This is a genomic window from Curtobacterium aurantiacum, assembly GCF_018598555.1.
Taxonomy (GTDB): domain Bacteria; phylum Actinomycetota; class Actinomycetes; order Actinomycetales; family Microbacteriaceae; genus Curtobacterium; species Curtobacterium aurantiacum.
The window spans coordinates 1-19861 of the sequence record NZ_JAHEWN010000005.1 but is presented as its reverse complement, the minus strand read 5'-3'; the positions used below and the strand labels follow the sequence as shown (position 1 = coordinate 19861).

Below are 19861 nucleotides of genomic sequence, written 5' to 3'. Positions count from 1 at the left end.
GAGAGCGGGGCCGTTTCCTGTGGGGCGACCTACGCGAGGAACTCGGCGAGGTCGGCCTCGAGCGCGGGCTTCGGCTTGGCGCCGATGACGGTCTTGACGACCTCGCCGCCCTTGAAGACCTTCATCGCCGGGATCGACGTGATCTGGTAGTTCATGGCCGACTGGGGGTTGTCGTCCACGTTGAGCTTCACGATCTCGATCTTGCCGGCGTGCTCTTCGGCGATCTGGTCGAGGATCGGCGAGACCGCGCGACACGGGCCACACCACTCGGCCCAGAAGTCGACGAGGATCGTCTTGTCGGACTTGAGGACCTCGTCCGAGAAGGTGGCGTCGGTGACAGCCTTGGCGTTGGACATGTGTGCTCCTTCGAGAAGTCGTTCAGGGGGTACAACGGCGATGCCGTCGTGGTATTCCGAGGCGGGCTGGTCCGCTCAGGCGCGTGCTGCGATGACGTCGACCATGGCGGGCTCGGTCGGGGTGACACCCTCGGCCTCGTCCGTCAGTGCGTCGTCGAGATCGGCGAGGTACTTCTCGGCGTCGAGCGCGGCGACCGTGCCCGAACCGGCAGCAGTGATGGCCTGGCGGTAGGTCGGGTCGATGACGTCACCCGCGGCGAAGACACCCGGGAGGTTGGTCTTCGACGAGCGACCCTGGACGGCGATCGTGCCCTCGGGTGCGATGTCGATCTGACCGTGGATCAGGTGCGTGCGCGGGTCGTTGCCGATCGCGATGAACAGGCCGTCCAGCGCGAGCTCGGACTCCTCGCCCGTCACGGTGTCCTTGAGCGTGACGCCCTCGACCGCGGAGTCACCCGTGATCCCGGTGACCTCCTTGTTCCACGCGAACTCGATCTTCGGGTCGTTCATCGCACGGTCCTGCATGATCTTCGACGCACGCAGGGAGTCCTTGCGGTGGATGACCGTCACCTTGTCGGCGAAGCGGGTGAGGAACGTCGCCTCTTCCATCGCGGAGTCGCCACCGCCGACGACGGCGATGTTCTTCTGACGGAAGAAGAAGCCGTCGCAGGTCGCGCACCACGAGACACCGTGACCGGACAGGCGCTCTTCGTCGGCGAGACCGAGGTGGCGGTACGCCGAACCGGTCGCGTAGATGACCGCGAGGGCCTCGTACGTCTCGCCGGAGCCGACGGTGACCTTCTTGGTCTTGCCGGTGAGGTCGACGGAGACGGCGTCGTCGTACAGGACCTCGGCACCGAACTTCTCGGCCTGTTCCTGCATCTTGATCATGAGGTCGGGGCCCTGGATGCCCTCGGGGAAGCCCGGGAAGTTCTCGACCTCGGTCGTCTTGGTGAGTTCACCGCCCGTCTCGACACTGGAGGCGACGATGAGCGGCTTGAGCTCTGCGCGCGCGGCGTAGATGCCGGCGGTGAACCCGGCCGGGCCGGAACCGATGATGATGAGCTGGCGCATGCCTGGTTGCCCTTCCGTTGTGTCTGACCGGGTCAACCCATCGTACCGGCGTGGCATTCCGCACGGCCCGTGAGGATCCGGGCCGGCGGTCGGCTCAGCGGCCGAGCTTGCTGCGGAGCATCCGGACGGCGTTCCCGATCTCACCGTTCTTCGCGACGACGAGCGCCCCGAAGTACACGGCCACCATGGCGGCGCCGGTCAGGATGATCGTGATGAGGGCACCGGTCCGGTCGGACATCGCGAATCCGGCCTCCGAGAACGCACCGAAGAAGTTCACGACGAGGAGCCCGACGACTCCGGAGATCAGCGCGGCGATCACGAACTGGACGTGCGACCGGGTGATGACCGGCCCCTCGATGCTCCCGAGTCGCCTGCGGACGAGCACGAGCGCGACGATCGCCTGTGCCGATCCCGCGATCGTGGTGCAGGCGGCGACCCCGATGCCGATCACCGAGGTCGGGAAGGTCGACACCGCGAGGGCACCGATCACGAACAGCACCGACTGGATGCACTGCATGAGGAACGGCGTCCGGTGGTCGTGCATCGCCCAGAAGACGCGCTGGATCACGAACAGCATGCTGAACAGGACCAGTCCGGGCATGTAGGCCACGAGGACGGCACCGACCTGCAGAGCGCTCTCGAACGTGCCCTCGTACAGGCGGCCGAACGGCACGGCGACGACGATCAGTGCCACCGACGCGAAGACGGTGAAGAGCCCGACGATGCGGAGGGACAGCGACAGGTTCCGTCGGACCGCGTCGAGGTCACCGCGCTCGGCGTCGTGGCTCATGCGGGTGAAGTACGCCGTCGCGATGGAGACCGTGATGATCGAGTGCGGGAGCATGAAGATGAGCCACGCGTTGCCGAGCACGGCGTTGCCGGGCCCGTCGTCCTGCCCCTTCCAGGCGACCGTCGACTGCACGATGCCGGCGATCTGGGTCACGAGGATCATCGCGAAGAGCCAACCGGCCGCGGTCCCCGTGGACTTGAGACCGACCCCGCGCCAGCGGAAGTCCGGTCGGAACGACAGTCCGGCGCGCTTCCAGAAGAACGGCAGGAACGCTGCCTGGGCGAAGACGCCCAGCGACGCGCTGCCGGCGAGCACCGCGATCTTCGTCGGCGTCCACTCGCCGACGTCGCTGCGTCCGCTGCCGAACAGTGCGATGAAGACGATGAGGCCGGCGATCGCGATGACGTTGTTCAGCAGCGGTGCCCACGTGAAGGGGCCGAAGACCTGCTTGGCGTTCAGCACCTCACCGAGCAGCGAGTACATCGCGTAGAAGAGGATCTGCGGCAGGCACCAGAAGGCGAAGGCGATGGCGAGGTCGGTCGCGGCCGGACCCCTGGCGTCGGACGACGTGGTGTACAGCCGCACGAGCAGCGGCGCGAGTGCTGTCGCCACGATGGTGATGACGATGAACGCCGAGCCACCGAGCGTCACGATCTTGTTGACGTACGCCTGCCCGCCGTCCGCGCCGGTCTTCATCGCGCGGACGATCTGCGGGATGAGCACCGCGGACAGCAGGCCACCGGCGATGAGCGCGTAGATGTTGTTCGGCAGCTGGTTCGCGACCGCGAAGGCGTTGGCCGAGGGGCTCGCGTTCTGCCCGATCGCGTACGCCAGCACGAACGTCTTGGCGAAGCCCAGGATGCGGCTGACCATCGTGCCGGCCGCGAGCATCGCGCTCGCCCGCCCGAGACTGCGCTCGGCGACCGGCTCGGCGTCGACGTCGGGCTGGGGCTGGCTGGCGCTGATGGTCGGCTCCTCGGCGTCGCGGCCGTCCGCGACGGTGTTGCGTGCGGCGTCGGACGGGAGGCCCGTCTCGGCTCCGGCGCGCGCGATGGCGCCCTGCAGGGGGTCGCGGTCCGTCGCCGCGGCGGACCCGCCGGCAGGGGCGACGGCGGTGGACGCGGCCATCGCGGAGGCGGTGGCCGCGTCGGGGTGGTGATCCGTGCCTCCAGACCGGGTCGTGGCCGCCTGCGCGCCCCCGACCGTCGGCTGGACCGCCAGGGGGCGGTTCGGGTCGTCGTCGTCCTCGTCGTCGAGCTCGCCGTTGCGGCGCCGCGCGCGCTTGCGGATGCTGCGGAAGATGCCGAAGCCGAAGATGCCGATCAGGGCGATCGCGGCGACGGCCGTGATGACCGTCTCCCACTGCGCCTGGACGTTCAGCTCGACCGTCGCGGGCTGGGCGACGGCGACACCGGTCGGGCTCGAGAGCGACATCGTCAGCTCGACCTTGCCGTTCGCGACCGACTGCACGGGGACGGTGGCACGGGTGGATGAGTCCGGCTGGATCTCGACGACGATGTCGTTGCGGACGACCCGGAGCGCCGAGTTGGACGGTTGTACGGAGAGGTGCACCGTGACGGGGTACCGCGAACTGTTGCGGATCGAGACCGGCAGGGACGACCGGTCGCCGAGCAGGGTGAGACTGCTCGAGTCGACGATCCCGACCTCGGTGGTGCTCTTCGCCCAGGCCGCCGTGCGTGCCTCGACGGCGGCTGCGAGCCCCTGGTCGTCGTCGCGCCAGGCGTTCGAGGCGAGGGCGAGCAGCCGGAGGCGGGCCGGAGCGGTGAGTTCGTTCGGCTCCGTGAGGATCGTGGCGAAGGCGGAGAGCCCCTGCTCGCCCTGCACGAGCCGTTCGAGTTGATCGATGCGGGCGTCACCGGTGGAGGCGCTGGCGAGCGTGAGGGACCCCGCCACGGCGTTCGAGGCGGTGGAGAGGTCGGACGGGGCGACCCAGGCCGTGCTCTCGAGGGCGTCCAGTGCCTGGCTGAGCCGTGCGGAGTCGGACGGCCACTCGCGGCCGAGCGTCAGCAGGATCGGCCCGGTGGCGGTGGCCGCACGGGCCGAGGTGGCCAGCGTCGCGGTGAGCTCGGACATCGTCGACGACCAGGTCTGCCGGTCGGTGGCGGTCGCGGCTCGGCGGAGCATCGACGACATCGACTGGTCGGAGACGAGCACGTGGTCGTCGCCGATCTTCTCGGACGCGGCGATCGTGGTGTCGGCGCCGGCCGAGGTGTTGCCACTCGAGACGATCGTGGTCGTCGTGCCGGCGCGCTGCAGCGCCGGAAGGTCGGCGGAGGACACCGTGCCCTCGGTCGGCCAGGCGATGGAGTCCATCGAGTACGGGAAGTCGAGCAGGGACTCGGTGGTCGGGAGGGTCTCCTGCGCTTCGTCCTCGCCGGTGCCGGCGTCGGTCGTGGCGTCGTCGCTCGGGGCCTCGGTGCTGCCGGGGGACGACGTCTGCCCCGGCGTGGCAGTCGGTGTGGGCGCGGGGGTCTCGGCGCCGGGGAAGTTCTCGGCCTTCACGGACTGGTCGAGGGAGATCGGCGACAGGATGCCGTCCGACCCGGCCTGGCGGAGGCCCGTGACGTCGGCGTCGGCATAGGGCAGCGCGAAGGTCTCGTTGCGCAGGGACTCGAGGCGCTGCAGCCAGGTGACCGCGCTCGACGGTGCGTTCTCGCCGAGGATCCGGATCGACGCGATGATGCGGGGGTCGACGGCGACGGCGACGTTGTGGTCCTCTGCCGCGTCGAGCTGCTGCGTGAGCGTGCCGTCCACCGAGGTCGCGGCGGCGAGCACGGGGGCGGTGAGGATGCCGTCGGTGGACTTCGGCACGGTCACCGGCATCGCGACGGAGACGCTGACCGGGGCCTGTTCGAAGTCCGGGTACCAGGTGATCGCGGACCGGTCGACGGCGAAGGCGTCACCCGCCGTGTACTCGGCCGCGATGCGTCGGGCGCCGAAGGAGGGGTACCCGCCGAGGGCGACGTTGCCGGAGACGATGTCGACCGAGTCGATGGTGACCGAACGGTGCGCCGGGATGGCCGGGATGTCCACGGAGTCCATCGGTGCGCCAAGGTAACCGGTTGTGGTGGTGTCGTTGAGCCAGCTCGCGAGGACATCGCGCGTGCTCACAGAGCGGAAGATGTCGAACTCCGCCGTGCCGGCCGGCAGAGCAGCGTCGGTGTCGTTCGTGACGGTCACCGAGAGGGTGAGGTCCTGGTCGCGCTGGACGATGCCGCGGTTGGCGGGGGCGATCGAGATGGTCGCCTTCCCCGCGTCGGCCGCGGCCGGGTCGGCGACGTGGCTCTTCGCCGCGGACACCGTCGCGGCGGAGGCGTGGTCGGTGGTGACGGGCGCGACGACCAGGCCGAGCGCGACGAGGGTCGACGCGGCTGCGGCGAGCGTGGTGCGGAGCATCTGCATACGGGGAGCGGGCCACGGGGTCGGTTCGGGCCGAGCACGAGTGTATGAGGCGCGACCATGAACAGGACCCGTGCGCGCGCGGCTTGTGGAGAACTCGGGGCCTCGATCTGGGAGGATGAACACCGTCATGCAGTCCGTTGCCCAGGCCGTCGAACGACTCGACGCACTCGCCGCCACCGAGCCCGTCGACCTCCTCGCTCGGGCCTTCGCCGACGCCGGACACGAACTCGCCCTCGTCGGCGGGCCCGTCCGTGACGCGTTCCTCGGCCGGCCGGTGACCGATCTCGACTTCACCACCGACGCGCGACCCGACGACGTCCTGCGCATCGTCGAACCGATCGCGAGCGCCACGTGGGACGTCGGCCGCCAGTTCGGCACCATCGCCGCGCGGGTCGCCGGCGAGCAGGTCGAGATCACCACGTACCGCAGCGACGTCTACGACGGCGAGACCCGCAAGCCCGAGGTCGCGTTCGGCGACACCATCGAGGACGACCTGCTCCGTCGCGACTTCACCGTCAACGCGATGGCGCTGCGACTGCCGGCCCGTGAGCTCGTCGACGTGCACGGCGGCGTCGAGGACCTGCTGGCCGCGCGGCTCCGAACGCCCCAGACGGCGATCGTCTCGTTCCGGGACGACCCCCTGCGGATGATGCGTGCGGCACGGTTCACGTCCCAGCTCGGGTTCACCGTCGACGACGACGTGCGGGCCGCGATGCAGGAACTCGTCGCGTCGATCGACATCGTCTCCGCCGAGCGTGTGCGCGACGAGCTGGTCAAGCTGCTCAACACCGACGACCCGGTCCCCGGCATCCGGCTGCTCGTCGACACCGGGCTCGCCGAGCGGTTCCTGCCGGAGCTGCCCGAGATGCGCCTGGAGATCGACGAGCACCACCACCACAAGGACGTCTACGAGCACTCGCTCACCGTCCTGCAGCAGGCAATCGGCTACGAGGCCGAGCGGCACGCAGGCGATCCCCCGGACACCGTGCTGCGCCTCGCGGCCCTGCTGCACGACATCGGCAAGCCGGCGACCCGGAAGCTCGAGCCCGGCGGCGCCGTGAGCTTCCACCACCACGACCTCGTCGGGTCGAAGATGGCGAAGAAGCGGCTCCGTGCGCTGCGCTTCGACAACGACACCATCGCAGCGGTCTCCCGGCTGATCGAGCTGCACCTGCGCTTCTTCGGGTACACCGAGGGCGCCTGGACCGACTCCGCCGTCCGCCGGTACGTCCGCGACGCCGGGGACCAGCTCGAGCGACTCCACGAGCTCACCCGCTCCGACGTCACGACGCGGAACCGGCGGAAGGCCGACCGGCTGGCGTTCGCGTACGACGACCTCGAGGACCGCATCAGGGTGCTGTCGGCGCAGGAGGAACTCGAGTCGATCCGTCCCGACCTGACGGGCGACGACATCATGCGGATCCTCGAGATCCCGCCGGGGCGTGCCGTGGGCGAGGCCTACCGGTTCCTGCTCGAGGCGCGGATGGACGAAGGACCCCTCGGACCGGAGACGGCCGAGGAGCGCCTGCGCGAGTGGTGGGCCGCCAGAGGCGACACCAGCGCCGGTGGCGCGACCAGCGCGAGAAGCGACACCAGCGCCGGCGGCGCGGCCAGCGCCCGAGACGCGACCGACTGACGGGCGCGACCGTTCTCCACAGGCCGGTGGCGCGCCTCCAGGCAGTCCGGTAGGCTACCCAGGTTGCCCCTCGCGCACCTGCGTGGTCTGGGGCACATGCATCAACCCTCCTGCCCCGGGAACCGCCCGGGGCCGCTGAGACCAGAGGAGGTGGGTTCCGCATGCACCAGTACGAACTGATGGCGATCCTCGACCCCGAGATCGATGAGCGCACCGTCGCTCCCAGCCTGGACAAGTTCCTGGCCGTGATCCGCAACGCGGGTGGCACCGTCGACAACGTGGACGTCTGGGGCCGTCGCCGGCTCGCTTACGAGATCGCGAAGAAGTCCGAGGGCATCTACGCCGTCGTCGACTTCACGTCGTCGCCCGAGGCCGCCAAGGAGCTCGACCGTCAGCTCGGTCTCTCCGAGGCCGTGCTCCGCACGAAGGTCCTCCGCGCTGAAGAGGGCATCGCGCAGGTCGCCGCCCAGAAGCAGCGTGACGAGGCGCGTGCGGCCCGCAAGGCCGCCAACGCCTCCGCAACCGCGACCGCGAGCGCCGAGTAACCCGTGGCCGGCGAAACCGTCATCACGGTGGTGGGCAACCTCACCGCGGACCCCGAGCTGCGCTACACGCAGAACGGGCTCGCCGTGGCGAACTTCACCATCGCGTCGACCCCTCGCACGTTCGACCGTCAGGCGAACGAGTGGAAGGACGGCGACGCGCTGTTCCTCCGCGCGAGTGTGTGGCGCGAGTTCGCCGAGCACGTGGCGGGGTCGCTGACCAAGGGCTCGCGCGTCATCGCGCAGGGTCGTCTGCGTCAGCGTTCCTACCAGGACCGTGAGGGCCAGCAGCGCACGAGCATCGAGCTCGAGGTCGACGAGATCGGCCCGTCGCTCCGCTACGCGACCGCACAGATCACCCGTGCCGCGGGTGGCAGTGGCGGCGGTCGTGGCCAGGTCGGCGGTGGCGGCAACGCCCCCGCTGGCAACGGCAACGGCGGCGGCAACTGGAACAACAACGGCGGCGGTCAGTCGGACGCGCCCTGGTCCCCCCAGGGTGGCCAGCAGGGTGGCGGCAACGCACAGTCGAACGACGTGTGGAGCACCCCCGGTGGCAACTTCGACGACGAGACCCCGTTCTGATCGGAGCACGCAGCGCCGCCTGACAGCGGCAACTGCGAGTTCCGGACTGATCCTCCGCGTTCCGACGGACACACAACTTTTCTTCTAAGGACAAATCACTATGGCTGGAAAGAGCACCGGCGACCGCCGGAAGCCTCGCGGCAAGGGCGGCAAGAACGCTGCTCCCGCGAAGTCGATCAAGGTCGGCGTCATCGACTACAAGGACGTTGCGACCCTTCGCAAGTTCATCTCGGAGCGTGGAAAGATCCGCGCCCGTCGCATCACCGGCGTCTCCGTCCAGGAGCAGCGCCTCATCGCCCGTGCCGTGAAGAACGCCCGTGAGATGGCGCTCCTCCCCTACGCCGGCTCCGGCCGCTGATCGGAGGTCGACCCATGTCGAAGCTCATCCTCACCCACGAGGTCTCCGGCCTCGGTTCCGCTGGTGACGTCGTCGACGTCAAGAACGGCTACGCCCGCAACTACCTCATCCCCCAGGGCTTCGCTGTCGCGTGGTCCAAGGGCGGCGAGAAGCAGGTCGAGTCGATCCGTGCCGCGCGTACCGCGCGCGAGCTCGCCACCATCGAAGAGGCACAGGACCTCAAGATGAAGCTCGAGAACGCGACCATCACCCTGTCGGTCAAGGCCGGCAAGGACGGTCGTCTGTTCGGCTCCGTCCGTCCGGGCGACGTCGCTGACGCCGTCCAGGCGCAGGGCGTCGGCTCGCTCGACAAGCGCAAGGTCGAGGTCCCCGCGACCATCAAGACCGTCGGTGACCACGAGGCCACCGTGCGCCTGCGCGAGGACATCACTGCCGTGATCTCGCTCAAGGTCGTCGCTGCCAAGTAGCACTGACGTTCCGCTCCACGACGGGCGGGTCTCCTCCGGGAGGCCCGCCCGTCGTTGCGTTCCAGGGGCGGTCGCGCGGCTTGTCCTACGGCTGTCGCCGAGACGATCACAGGCCGGGAGGCACGGCTCGACTCGGGCTGGCTGGTTACGGTGCAGACGGGGTCGCGCTGGCTGGGAACAGGCCGAGAACTCTTCCCACAGGAGGGGTGCTTGTCAAGTCGTTTTACACAGTGGAAACGTGTCAAATCAGAACCTTCAAGGGGTACTTGAACCCCACTTTTCCACACACGGTGTGTAACGGAAAACCCCAGGTCAATCGGTCGAAAGTGTGTTCGTACCGGCCTTTTTCCACAGGCTCCTCCACAGTTGTCCACACAGCTGTCCGGCGTGTTCCGCAACCTCTCCACAGAGTTATCCACAGGGGCGTTTGTTGGGGATAACTCTGGGGTCGTACCTTGGGCCAGCGACTCGGGGATGTCGGTCGCCGGGGGTAGGAACAGGGTGCGGGTTCCGGCCGGTGGGTGTCGTCCCGCCGGTCCCGGTCCGTGTCGTCAACAGAGGAGAGCGTGTGTCGATCGCACATCTTGAGCCCGCACCGCAGGACTACGCGGAGCGCGGCATGGAACGCACCCCGCCGCACGACATGCTCGCGGAGCAGTCGACCATCGGCGGCATGCTCCTGTCGAAGGACGCCGTCGCCGACGTCATCGAGACCGCCCGTGGCGTGGACTTCTACGTCCCCAAGCACGAGGTCATCTTCGACGCGATCCTCTCGCTCTACTCGCACGGTGAGCCCACCGACGTCATCGCCGTCACCGACGAGCTGACCAAGACCGGCCTGCTGTCCCGCGCCGGCGGCGCCGAGTACCTGCACAGCGTCACGAGCATGGTGCCGACCGCCGCGAACGCCGGGTACTACGCCGGCATCGTCGCCGAGAAGGCTGTCCTCCGTCGCCTCGTCGACGCCGGCACCCGCATCGTGCAGATGGGCTACGCGTCGGAAGGTGAAGTCACCGACCTCGTCAACAGCGCGCAGGCCGAGGTCTACAACGTCGCCGGTGGTGTGCAGACCGAGGACTACGTCCCGCTGACCGACGCCATCTCCGCCGCGCTCGACGAGATCGAGGCTGCCAAGGGGCGTGACGGACAGATGACCGGTGTGCCGACCGGGTTCGCGCAGCTCGACGGCCTGACCAACGGCTTCCACCCCGGACAGCTCATCATCGTCGCCGCCCGACCCGCCCTCGGCAAGTCCACGCTGGCGCTCGACCTGTGCCGCGCCGCCGCGATCAAGCACGACCAGACGGCCGCGTTCTTCTCGCTCGAGATGGGTCGCGCCGAGATCGCGATGCGTCTGCTCTCCGCCGAGACCAGCGTCCCGCTGCAGAACATGCGCAAGGGCACCGTGGACTCCCGCGACTGGACCACCATCGCGCAGACCCGTGGTCGCATCAACGACGCCCCCTTCTTCATCGACGACTCCCCCAACATGACGCTCGTCGAGATCCGCGCCAAGTGCCGTCGACTCAAGCAGCAGCACAACCTGAAGCTCGTGGTCATCGACTACCTGCAGCTGATGACCTCGGGCAAGAAGGTCGAGAGCCGCCAGCAGGAGGTCTCCGAGTTCTCGCGTGCCCTCAAACTGATGGCGAAGGAACTCCAGGTCCCCGTCATCGCCCTGTCGCAGCTGAACCGTGGACCCGAGCAGCGTGCCGACAAGAAGCCGGCGATCTCCGACCTGCGTGAGTCCGGCTCCATCGAGCAGGACGCCGACATGGTCATCCTGCTGCACCGTGAGTCGGCGTACGAGAAGGACAACCCGCGCCAGGGTGAGGCGGACCTGATCGTGGCGAAGCACCGTAACGGACCGACCGACACCATCACCGTGGCGTTCCACGGGATGTTCTCGCGGTTCGTCGACATGCCGCAGTAGGCGTCTGTCGGCGTCCGCCAGGCCCCGGTCGACGACCGGCAGGCACCAACGTCGGCGGACCGGACAACGCGCGGGCCCTGCGGTTGCATCGCCGCTGCCATACTGACGGCGTGACGATGGTGCAGCCCGTCATCGGGCGTGAGCGGGAGCGCGCGGCCCTCCGGGATGCCGTCGGCGACGTCGCCAACGGTGGCTCCGCGTTCGTGGTCGACGGCGAAGCGGGAATCGGCAAGTCATCGCTCGTCACGGACCTGCTCGAGTACGCGGACACCCGTGGCGTGCGAGCGATCACGACCACCGGCACCCTGGCGGAGTCCGCGGAGCCGTACGCCGCGCTCCACATGCTCCTGTACCCGTTGCGCGCCGGCATCGCGAACCTGCCGGCACCGCAGCGACGGGCGCTCGACGTCGCGTTCGGTGTGGCGACGGGAGTGCAGCCGTCGCCGCTGCTCGCCGGCCTCGCCGCGCTGACGTTGCTCTCCGACGCCGCGGCCGAACGTCCGCTCCTGGTCGTCGCCGAGGACCTGCACTGGATGGATGCGTCGTCCGAGTGGGCGCTCCGCATGATGGCCCGTCGTGTCGGTGAGGACCCGGTCGTCATCGTCATGACGACGCGGAACACCGGCATGGTTGAGACGCCGGGCATCCGGCGCCTGCACCTCGGCCCCCTCGACGAACCGGCTGCCGACGAACTGCTCGACGGGATCTCCGGAGCACCCACGGGGCAGGCTCGACGCGACCTCGTGCTGCGCGCCGAGGGCAACCCGCTCGCACTGCACGAGCTCGGTCGGTCGGCCGCGGCGGTGGACCGCACGCGGGAACGCCCGGTCGTGGGCCGGGTCGAGCAGGAGTTCGCCGCTCGGTACACGGAGCTGGACCAGTCCGTCCGGTTGGCCATCCTCGCCGTGGCGCTGTCCGGCGGCACCAGCCCCGAGGAGGCCGCCCGCGTCGCTGCCCGTGCCATCGGCCGGTTCCCGACGCCGACCTGGACGGAGCAGGCCTCGGCGTCGTCGCTCCTCGAGTGGGTCCCACCGCGTGCGATCCGGTTCCGGCACCCACTCGTGCAGTCGGCCGTCCTCCTGGCGGCGTCGCCGTCGGAACGCACCGCGGTGCTGCGGTCGCTCGTGCTCGAACACCAGGACGACCCGGCGCGGACGATCTGGTGGCGCGCCGAGCTCGCCACCGGACACGACGATCCCCTCGCCGACGAGATCGCCGCGCTCGGTGCGGGACGGACCGCGATGTCCGACACCTTCGTCGCGAGCCGGGCCTACGAGCGTGCCGCCGAACTGACCTCGGACGTGGTCGGCCGTGTCGAGCGGCGCATCGTCGCTGCGGAACTCGCCGGACTGTCAGGCCGGACGTCCGAGGCGTCGCTGCTGGTGCAGCGAGCCCGCGACGAGGCACCCGACCGGCTGCGTGCTGCGCGCGCGGCGTGGATCGCCGAGACCCTCCCCACCGGGCGGACTGGCCTGGCTGTCGGCGACCTCGGTCCGGCGCTCCACGCCGTCTCCGAGATGCAGGCGGCCGGTGCCGTCGAGCACGCCACCGACGCACTGCTGCACCTCGCCGCGCTCGCGTGGGACCACACCTCCGAAGCGGACCCGGGCGACCCGATGCTCGTCGTCGTCGAAGCCCTCGCGCTGCCCGAGGACGACCCGCGGTCGCTCCTGCTCGCGGCCCGGACCGAACCGGTGGCGCGTGGCGATCGTGTCCGGGAACTCGCGCTGGCAGCGGCGCCGACTGCCCAGGACGAAGCGTCGGCGTGGCTCCTCGGCTACGCACTCAACCTGGTGGGCGAGATCGACACGGCCCGTGTCCTGCTCGATCGTGCCCTCGCGAGCATGCGGGCGCGCGGCGAGCTGCGGACGTTCCCGCAGGCGCTCATGGGGACCTCCATGACCACCTACCTGGCCGGCGACGTCGCCAGGGCCCGGGTCCTCGCGGAACAGGCCGCATCCCTCGGCCGTGACCTCGGCGACGCGGGCTTCTCCACAGCGGCACGGTGCGCGCTCGCCTGGTTCGATGCGCTCGAGGGCGAGTACCCCGACGCCGAGCGGATCGCCGGCGGGACCGCCGCCGGCGCGCAGGTGCTCCGTTCGAGTGCGATGCGCGCCACCCTCCTCGGTGCGACGGGGTTGGCGCACCTGCTCTCCGGCCGGGCAGCGGACGCGCTCGGACCCCTGCGACGCCTGTTCGAGCCCGACGACGACGCCTTCAACCCGTCCTTCGCCGTGCTGACCTCCCACGACTACGTCGACGCCGCACTGGAGACCGGCAACCGGGCGGACGCCGAGCAGCGGCTGCGGGAACTCGAGCGGCTCCACGCACGCTGGCACGCCCCCATGGTGCGGGCCGCCGTGGACTACGCCCGGACCGCGCTCCTCCCCGACGACGACCTCGAGGCGACCTGGGCGACCCTGCAGCACGAGCGTTGGCCGATCCCGTACGTGCAGGCCCGAGCGCTCCTCCGACTCGGTCGCCGTCTGCGTCGTCTGAACCGCAACACCACCGCGCGCGCCGTCCTGCACGCCGCCCTGGACCTGTTCGAGGAGATGCCTGCTCCGACCTGGGAAGAGCGGACGCGGGAGGCCATCCGTGCCACGGGCGAGCGCCTGCCGACGACCGGGCAGCGCAGCATCGAGCTGCTCACCCCGCAGGAACTCCGCGTCTGCACGCTCGCAGCCCAGGGCCTGAGCAACCGCGCCATCGGCGAACACCTCTTCGTCTCGCCCCGGACGGTGGGCGCCCACCTGTACGCGGCGTTCCAGAAGCTCGGCGTCTCGACCCGGCAGCAGTTGCCGTCTGTCCTGGCGCCCGAGGCGACAGCGGCGACCAAAGCGACAGCAGCGACAGCAGCGACCGAAGCGACAGCGGCCGCCGACTAGGTCACACGACGGCACATCTCGGTCACCACGACCGATGTGCACCGTTGGTCCCCGCCCCTAGCGTCTCGGACGGGAGCACACGCTCCCACGACCGACGCAGGTCCGTGGCGCCGGCTGCGGCCCAGGAAGGACCGCACCGTGACCGGATCCCCCACCATCGTCCTCGTCCACGGAGCCTTCGCCGACGCCGCCAGCTGGGCGCCCGTCACGAAGCTCCTCCTCGAACAGGGCCACAGGGTCCTCGTCCCGCCGGTGTTCAACCGCAGCCTGTCCGGCGACGCGGCCTACATCAAGTCCTTCGTCGAGCAGATCGACGGACCGGTCCTGCTGGCCGGGCACTCCTACGGCGGCGCGGTCCTCACCGTCGCCGGCGTCGCCGAGAACGTCGTCGGCCTCGTCTTCGTCGCGGCGTACGCACTCGAGGAAGGCGAGAGCCTCGGCGCCCTCCAGGGCGGGTTCCCCGACAGCGACCTCGCCGCGAACCTCGTCTACGCGCCCTACCCCGTCGACGGCGCCGAGCCCGGCACCGACGTCTCCGTCGCCGTCGATGCCTTCCCCGCCGTCTTCGCGGGCGGCCTCGACGACGAGGAGGCCGCGGTGCTCGCGGTCTCGCAGCGTCCGCTGTCCGCCGTCGCGTTCGGTGAGCCCGCATCCGTCGCGGCGTGGAAGACCAAGCCGTCCTGGGGCATCGTCTCCAGCGCCGACCACACCATCAACCCGGACGTCGAGCGCTTCGGCTACCAGCGCGCCGGTGTCCGCAAGGTGATCGAGATCGACGGTCCGCACCTGGTGATGCAGACGCACCCCACCGAGGTCGCGGCGTTCATCACCGACGCCATCGCCGAACTCGACTGACCACCCACCGACCACCACAACCGCACAACAGCCACAGGAGAGCAACCATGGGTTACGTGACCACCGACGACGGTGCAGAGATCTACTTCAAGGACTGGGGCAACGCCGACGCGCAGCCGATCGTCTTCCACCACGGCTGGCCGCTGTCCTCGGACGACTGGGACGCGCAGATGCTGTACTTCCTGGCCGAGGGCTTCCGGGTCATCGCGACCGACCGACGCGGCCACGGTCGTTCGTCGCAGATCGGCACCGGCCACGACATGGACCACTACGCCAGCGACGTGTCCGCAGTGGTCGAGCACCTCGACCTGCACGACGCCGTCCACATCGGCCACTCCACCGGCGGTGGCCAGGTCGCCCGCTACGTCGCCCGGTACGGGCAGCCCCAGGGCCGCGTCGCCAAGGCGGTCCTCGTGTCCGCCGTGCCGCCGCTGATGGTGAAGACCGACGCGAACCCCGAGGGCACCGACATCTCGGTCTTCGACGGCTTCCGCCAGGCACTCGCCGCCAACCGTGCTGAGTTCTTCCAGGCCGTCGCGTCTGGTCCGTTCTACGGCTTCAACCGTGACGGTGTGACGCCGTCGGAGCCGGTCATCGCGAACTGGTGGCGTCAGGGCATGACGGGCAGCGCCGTCGCGCACTACGAGGGCATCAAGGCGTTCTCCGAGACGGACCAGACCGACGACCTGCGCGCGATCACGGTGCCCGTCCTCGTCCTGCAGGGCGACGACGACCAGGTCGTGCCGTACCAGGACGCCGCGCTGAAGCAGGCCGAGCTCCTGGCCGACTCGACCCTGAAGATCTACGAGGGGTACCCGCACGGCATGCTGACGACCCACGCGGACGTCATCAACCCGGACATCCTCGCGTTCATCCGCGGCTGACGCTGCAGACGCGGCTGACGTCGCGCACGTTGCGGACGCAACGATCCTGACTGGAGGCGCGGTGCAGGTGAGTCGACGGACTCACCTGCACCGCGCCTCCAGTCCGTCACTCCGGTGTGAAGTGCGCACCGTTCGATGCTGGCGGACGAGACGACGTGTTAGGTTGTGCACAACCTAATGGAGTGCAACGTGAAAATGACCGGCTGGATCGACCTCGTGACCGGTGTCCTGCTCATCGCACACGGCACCGGCACGACTCGTCGGGCTCCCCTGCGCGCACGAGCCGAGCGGATGCGCCGCCGCGGGTTCGAGCCGGGCGTCCCGCACGCACTCGGCGTCCCGGCCCTGCAGGTCGTGTCCGGACTCGGCCTCGCCGCCGCTGCGGTCCGCCGTGCACCCGGAAGCGACCTGATCGGGACCGGCTCCGCCATCGCGGCGACCGCGCTCGGCGGGACGCGGTTCGCGGTCGATCTCGACGACGACTCGGTGTCGACCTCGACCGGCGCCGCTGCGGCACTCGCGCTCGCCGGTGGGCTGCATCTGGTCTCGTCGACGCGCGGCCGTCCGGTCGCCCGGCTCCTCACCATCGGCGCCGCTGCTGCCGCGGTGACGTTCGAGGTCGCTCGACGCCGCGGGATCCTCCGCAGCCGCTGACGCCGGACCACCCACTCCACCCGACCCGACCGAGAAAGGCACCATCCCGATGGCATCCCGCACCCCCGCAGTCCGCTCCACCCGCCCCCGGACCATCGTCCGCATCCTGTTCGGAGCCATGCTGACCTGGGCCGGCATCAGTCACCTCACGGTGGCGCGCGAGGAGTTCCAGGCGCAGGTGCCGAAGTTCGTGCCGCTACCGACCGACGTCACGGTGATCGCGTCCGGCGTGGTCGAGATCTCACTCGGCGCTGCGCTGATGCTCCTGGCGCGTCGACAGGTGACCGTCGGGTGGGTCGTGGCGGTGTTCTTCCTCGCGGTCTTCCCCGGCAACATCGCGCAGTGGATGCACCACCGCGACGGGTTCGGCCTGGACACCGACACCAAGCGCTTCGTCCGCCTGCTGTTCCAGCCCGTGCTCATCGCCGTCTCGCTCTGGGCGACGAACGCCCTGCGCAAGCGCCGCTGAACCACAGGACATACGCGCCGCCGCGACCATGGGGCAGAATCGGCCCCATGAGCGGGGACGACATGGACCAGCCGCGTGTGGTCGCGGTCAGCAAGGACGGCGAGCACCGGTTCAGCAAGCCGTTGGTCGACGCGGTGACGCTCGTGGCGGGGTGGGGCATCGAGGGTGATGCCCACGCCGGCACGACCGTGCAGCACCGCTCCCGGGTCGCCCGTGACCCGTCGCAGCCGAACCTGCGGCAGGTCCACCTGCTCCACGCCGAGCTCTTCGCCGAGGTCGCCGAGGCCGGGTTCAGCGTCGAGCCGGGCCAGATGGGCGAGAACGTCACGACCAGCGGGATCGACCTGCTCGGGCTGCCCGAGGGTGCGGTCCTGCACCTCGGTGACGACGCCTCCGTCCGGGTCACCGGGCTGCGCAACCCGTGCCAGCAGATCAACGGCTTCGAGCCGGGGCTGCTCCGCGCGGTGCTCGGCCGCGCCGAGGACGGCACCGTCGAGCGCAAGGGCGGGGTGATGAGCGTCGTGCTCACCGGCGGCACGGTCCGGCCCGGCGACCGCATCCGGGTCGAGCTCCCCGACGGCGAACAGCGACCGCTCCAGCCCGTGTGAACGACGCCAGGACCGCGCACGACCGGCACCGACCCGGTTGACTGATCCCATGCGACGCGTCCTGGTGCTCGGCGGAACCGGTTGGCTCGGACGAGCGATCGTCGGCGAGCTGTTGGCCGAGGGCGCCGACGTCAGCTGCGTCGCCAGGGGCACCACCGGCAGCGTCCCCGAGGGGGCGCGCTTCATCCAGGCGGATCGCAGTCTGCCAGGTGCCTACGAACCGGCCACCGGCGACTGGGACGAGGTCATCGAGCTCGCCCACGCCCCCGGACTCGTCGCCCCGGCGCTCGACGCCCTCGCCGACCGCGCCGCGCACTGGACGCTGGTGTCCACGGTCTCCGTCTACGCGGACAACGACGAACCGGGCGCCGACGAGTCCGCCCGGCTGGTGGAGCCGACGGACCCGTCCGCCTTCGCCGACGCGAAGGTCCTCGCCGAACGGGCCACCCGGCTCCGCCTCGGTTCACGGCTGTGCATCGCGCGCCCCGGGTTGATCGCCGGGCCGGGCGACCCCAGTGACCGGTTCGGGTACTGGCCGGCACGATTCGACCGCGGTGGGCCGGTGCTCGTGCCGACGACGGCGGAGCGGTTCGTCCAGGTGATCGACGTCGCGGACCTCGCAGCCTGGCTCGTCCGGGCCGGGCGCGACGGGTTCGTCGGCACGGTCAACGCCGTGGGTGCGCCGATTCGGATGCAGGAGTTCTTCCGGTGCGTGGCCGAGGTCACCGGGTTCGACGACGAGCTCGTCGCGGCGGAAGACGACGTCCTGCTCGCGCACGACGTGGCCTACTGGGCCGGACCCACGTCGCTCCCCCTGTGGATCCCGGTGTCCGAGGGCGGATTCGCACAGCGCTCCACGCTGGCGTTCGCCGATGCCGGCGGCGTGACCCGACCCCTCCGGGACACGGTCGTGCGGATGCTCGAGGACGAGCGTGCGCGCGGGACGGATCGGGAACGCCGTGCCGGCCTCACCGCGGCAGCGGAACGCGCGGTCCTCGCCACCGTCCGGTAGCGAACGAGCAGCAGAACCGGCGGGTCAGGACGCGGCGTCGACCGCTGCGGCAGCCTGCTCGTACAGACTCGTCGCCAGGTCGTTGAGCACTTCGTGCAGTTCCCCGCTGTGGGCACCGTCGACGGACCGGAGCATCGCGGCGTACCGCTCCCGGTAGTCCGACACGACGACATCGCCCGGGGGCAGCAGCCGCAGCAGTGAGCCCCGGCGATCTGCCGGGTTCGGCGCGCGCTCGAGCAGACCGGCCGTGCTCATCCGATCGATCATGTTCGTCACCGCGCCCGAGGTCAGCCCCAGGTACCCGGCGACCTCGGTCGGGGTGGAGTACCCGGTGTCACTGATGAGCACGAGGGCCCGCAGCGCGTTCTCGTGCACACCGGCACGGGCGCTCAGCTGACTCACCAGGCTCGCGTTCGCGCGCACGACGGCGGTGAACGCGGCCATCAGATCGGCTGCGTCGTCGCCGCTTCCTGCTGCTGCCACGAGGGCCTGCTTCCGTGTCGGGTGATGGGGGGACAAGGGCGTCCCCCGTACTGGGGCAAGTATACGAGTGGCCAACTTGGTCAACCGATGACTATCTTAATCATTGAAGCAAAACAGCCCAAGGTCTTGCTTCCCAGACTTCCAGAACACCACCGAACGAAGAGGTACCCCGTGTCCACCAAGCCCCGCACCTCCGCACTGAAGCGGATCCGCTTCGCCCCCGTGGCACTCCTCGCCGGCATCTTCGCCGCCGTCCTGCTCTCCCTCTCGCTCACGGGCACCCTCTCCGGGTTCGCCGCGAGCATCACCAACAGCAGCAACACCGCCGGCAGCGGCACGCTGATCATGCAGGAGCAGAACGCCGGCGCGACCGTCACCTGCCTCAGCACCGACGGCGGTTCGGTCTCGACGAACTCGGCGACCTGCTCGACGATCAACAAGTTCGGCGGCAGCACGACGATGACCCCGGGCAACACGGTCAACACCGCGATCTCGATCAAGAACACCGGGACCGCGAACGCCAGCACCTTCACGCTCAACCCGGGCGCCACCTGCACCCAGTCGGCGAACGGTTCGGCCAACGGCACCGCGACCGACCTCTGCGCCAAGATGAACCTCGTCATCACCTCCGGCTCGACCACCGTGTTCAGCGGCACCCTCGCCAGCTTCAAGGGCGCTGCTGCATCGGCCTTCACGATGCCGCAGGCCCCGACCGCCGGCGCGAGCGTCCCCTTCAACTTCGCGGTGACCCTCGACTCCGCGGCCGGCAACACCTACCAGGGCCTCGCCGCCTCGGTCCCGATGACCTGGACGTTCACGGCCTGATCCACCCCCACCCCCATCACCC

18 protein-coding genes are annotated in these 19861 nt (G+C 70.0%); 14 read left to right on the top strand and 4 right to left on the bottom strand.

Features of this window, described 5'->3' with window-relative positions; all coding sequences use genetic code 11:
* Nucleotides 1-29 precede the first annotated feature (29 nt).
* From trxA to KK087_RS17315, 3 genes are all read right to left on the bottom strand, one after another.
* On the bottom strand, nt 30-356 hold the full coding sequence (trxA, locus tag KK087_RS06135; RefSeq protein ID WP_017887828.1) for a thioredoxin: 327 nt from the start codon (nt 354-356) through the stop codon (nt 30-32).
* A gap of 75 nt (nt 357-431) precedes the next feature.
* Nucleotides 432-1430, bottom strand: a complete 999-nt coding sequence (gene trxB / locus KK087_RS06130) for a thioredoxin-disulfide reductase (protein ID WP_214564552.1) — start codon at nt 1428-1430, stop codon at nt 432-434.
* 94 nt (nt 1431-1524) lie between these two features.
* The gene (locus KK087_RS17315; protein WP_250900882.1) at nt 1525-5637 is read right to left on the bottom strand and encodes a DUF6049 family protein; all 4113 of its coding nucleotides are present in this window, start codon (nt 5635-5637) and stop codon (nt 1525-1527) included.
* 133 nt (nt 5638-5770) lie between these two features.
* Between KK087_RS17315 and KK087_RS06120 the strand changes: the two genes are divergently transcribed.
* The 13 genes from KK087_RS06120 to KK087_RS06060 all read left to right on the top strand — a co-directional run bounded on the left by KK087_RS06120 (nt 5771) and on the right by KK087_RS06060 (nt 18531).
* The gene (locus tag KK087_RS06120) at nt 5771-7279 is read left to right on the top strand and encodes a CCA tRNA nucleotidyltransferase (protein WP_250900881.1); all 1509 of its coding nucleotides are present in this window, start codon (nt 5771-5773) and stop codon (nt 7277-7279) included.
* A 161-nt stretch (nt 7280-7440) separates the two neighbouring features.
* The gene (gene rpsF, locus KK087_RS06115) at nt 7441-7824 is read left to right on the top strand and encodes a 30S ribosomal protein S6 (protein WP_027466903.1); all 384 of its coding nucleotides are present in this window, start codon (nt 7441-7443) and stop codon (nt 7822-7824) included.
* Between the two features lie 3 nt (nt 7825-7827).
* Nucleotides 7828-8403: a single-stranded DNA-binding protein gene (locus KK087_RS06110; protein ID WP_214564550.1), complete on the top strand. Its 576-nt coding sequence runs from the start codon at nt 7828-7830 to the stop codon at nt 8401-8403.
* Nucleotides 8404-8503: 100 nt separating this feature from the next.
* Entirely contained in the window at nt 8504-8761 is a 258-nt protein-coding gene (gene rpsR / locus KK087_RS06105; RefSeq protein WP_017887834.1) for a 30S ribosomal protein S18, read from the top strand.
* A gap of 14 nt (nt 8762-8775) precedes the next feature.
* Nucleotides 8776-9228 carry a 50S ribosomal protein L9 gene (rplI, locus tag KK087_RS06100; RefSeq protein ID WP_027466901.1) on the top strand — a complete coding sequence of 151 codons (453 nt, stop codon included), beginning with the start codon at nt 8776-8778 and terminating at the stop codon, nt 9226-9228.
* A gap of 568 nt (nt 9229-9796) precedes the next feature.
* Entirely contained in the window at nt 9797-11161 is a 1365-nt protein-coding gene (gene dnaB / locus KK087_RS06095) for a replicative DNA helicase (protein ID WP_031260130.1), read from the top strand.
* A 116-nt stretch (nt 11162-11277) separates the two neighbouring features.
* On the top strand, nt 11278-14049 hold the full coding sequence (locus KK087_RS06090; protein ID WP_250900889.1) for a helix-turn-helix transcriptional regulator: 2772 nt from the start codon (nt 11278-11280) through the stop codon (nt 14047-14049).
* A 138-nt stretch (nt 14050-14187) separates the two neighbouring features.
* A complete protein-coding gene (locus KK087_RS06085) occupies nt 14188-14904 on the top strand; it encodes an alpha/beta fold hydrolase (RefSeq protein WP_214529324.1) in 717 nt (238 codons plus the stop codon).
* A 47-nt stretch (nt 14905-14951) separates the two neighbouring features.
* Nucleotides 14952-15788, top strand: a complete 837-nt coding sequence (locus KK087_RS06080; protein WP_214543818.1) for an alpha/beta fold hydrolase — start codon at nt 14952-14954, stop codon at nt 15786-15788.
* A gap of 195 nt (nt 15789-15983) precedes the next feature.
* Nucleotides 15984-16442 (top strand): hypothetical protein, encoded by a 459-nt coding sequence (locus KK087_RS06075; RefSeq protein WP_214564548.1) that lies wholly within the window; start codon nt 15984-15986, stop codon nt 16440-16442.
* Between the two features lie 49 nt (nt 16443-16491).
* Nucleotides 16492-16911, top strand: coding sequence for a DoxX family protein (locus KK087_RS06070; RefSeq protein ID WP_214543820.1), 420 nt, complete (start codon nt 16492-16494; stop codon nt 16909-16911).
* Nucleotides 16912-16958: 47 nt separating this feature from the next.
* Entirely contained in the window at nt 16959-17519 is a 561-nt protein-coding gene (locus tag KK087_RS06065; protein WP_250892929.1) for an MOSC domain-containing protein, read from the top strand.
* A gap of 49 nt (nt 17520-17568) precedes the next feature.
* Nucleotides 17569-18531, top strand: coding sequence for an NAD-dependent epimerase/dehydratase family protein (locus KK087_RS06060; RefSeq protein WP_214564547.1), 963 nt, complete (start codon nt 17569-17571; stop codon nt 18529-18531).
* A gap of 24 nt (nt 18532-18555) precedes the next feature.
* On the opposite strand, the gene KK087_RS17615 is transcribed toward KK087_RS06060, so the two are convergent.
* Nucleotides 18556-19014: a MarR family winged helix-turn-helix transcriptional regulator gene (locus KK087_RS17615; protein ID WP_307860004.1), complete on the bottom strand. Its 459-nt coding sequence runs from the start codon at nt 19012-19014 to the stop codon at nt 18556-18558.
* Nucleotides 19015-19185: 171 nt separating this feature from the next.
* On the opposite strand from KK087_RS17615, the gene KK087_RS06050 reads away from it, so the two are divergent.
* Nucleotides 19186-19839, top strand: a complete 654-nt coding sequence (locus tag KK087_RS06050) for a COG1361 family protein (RefSeq protein WP_214564546.1) — start codon at nt 19186-19188, stop codon at nt 19837-19839.
* The last annotated feature ends 22 nt before the right edge of the window (nt 19840-19861 follow it).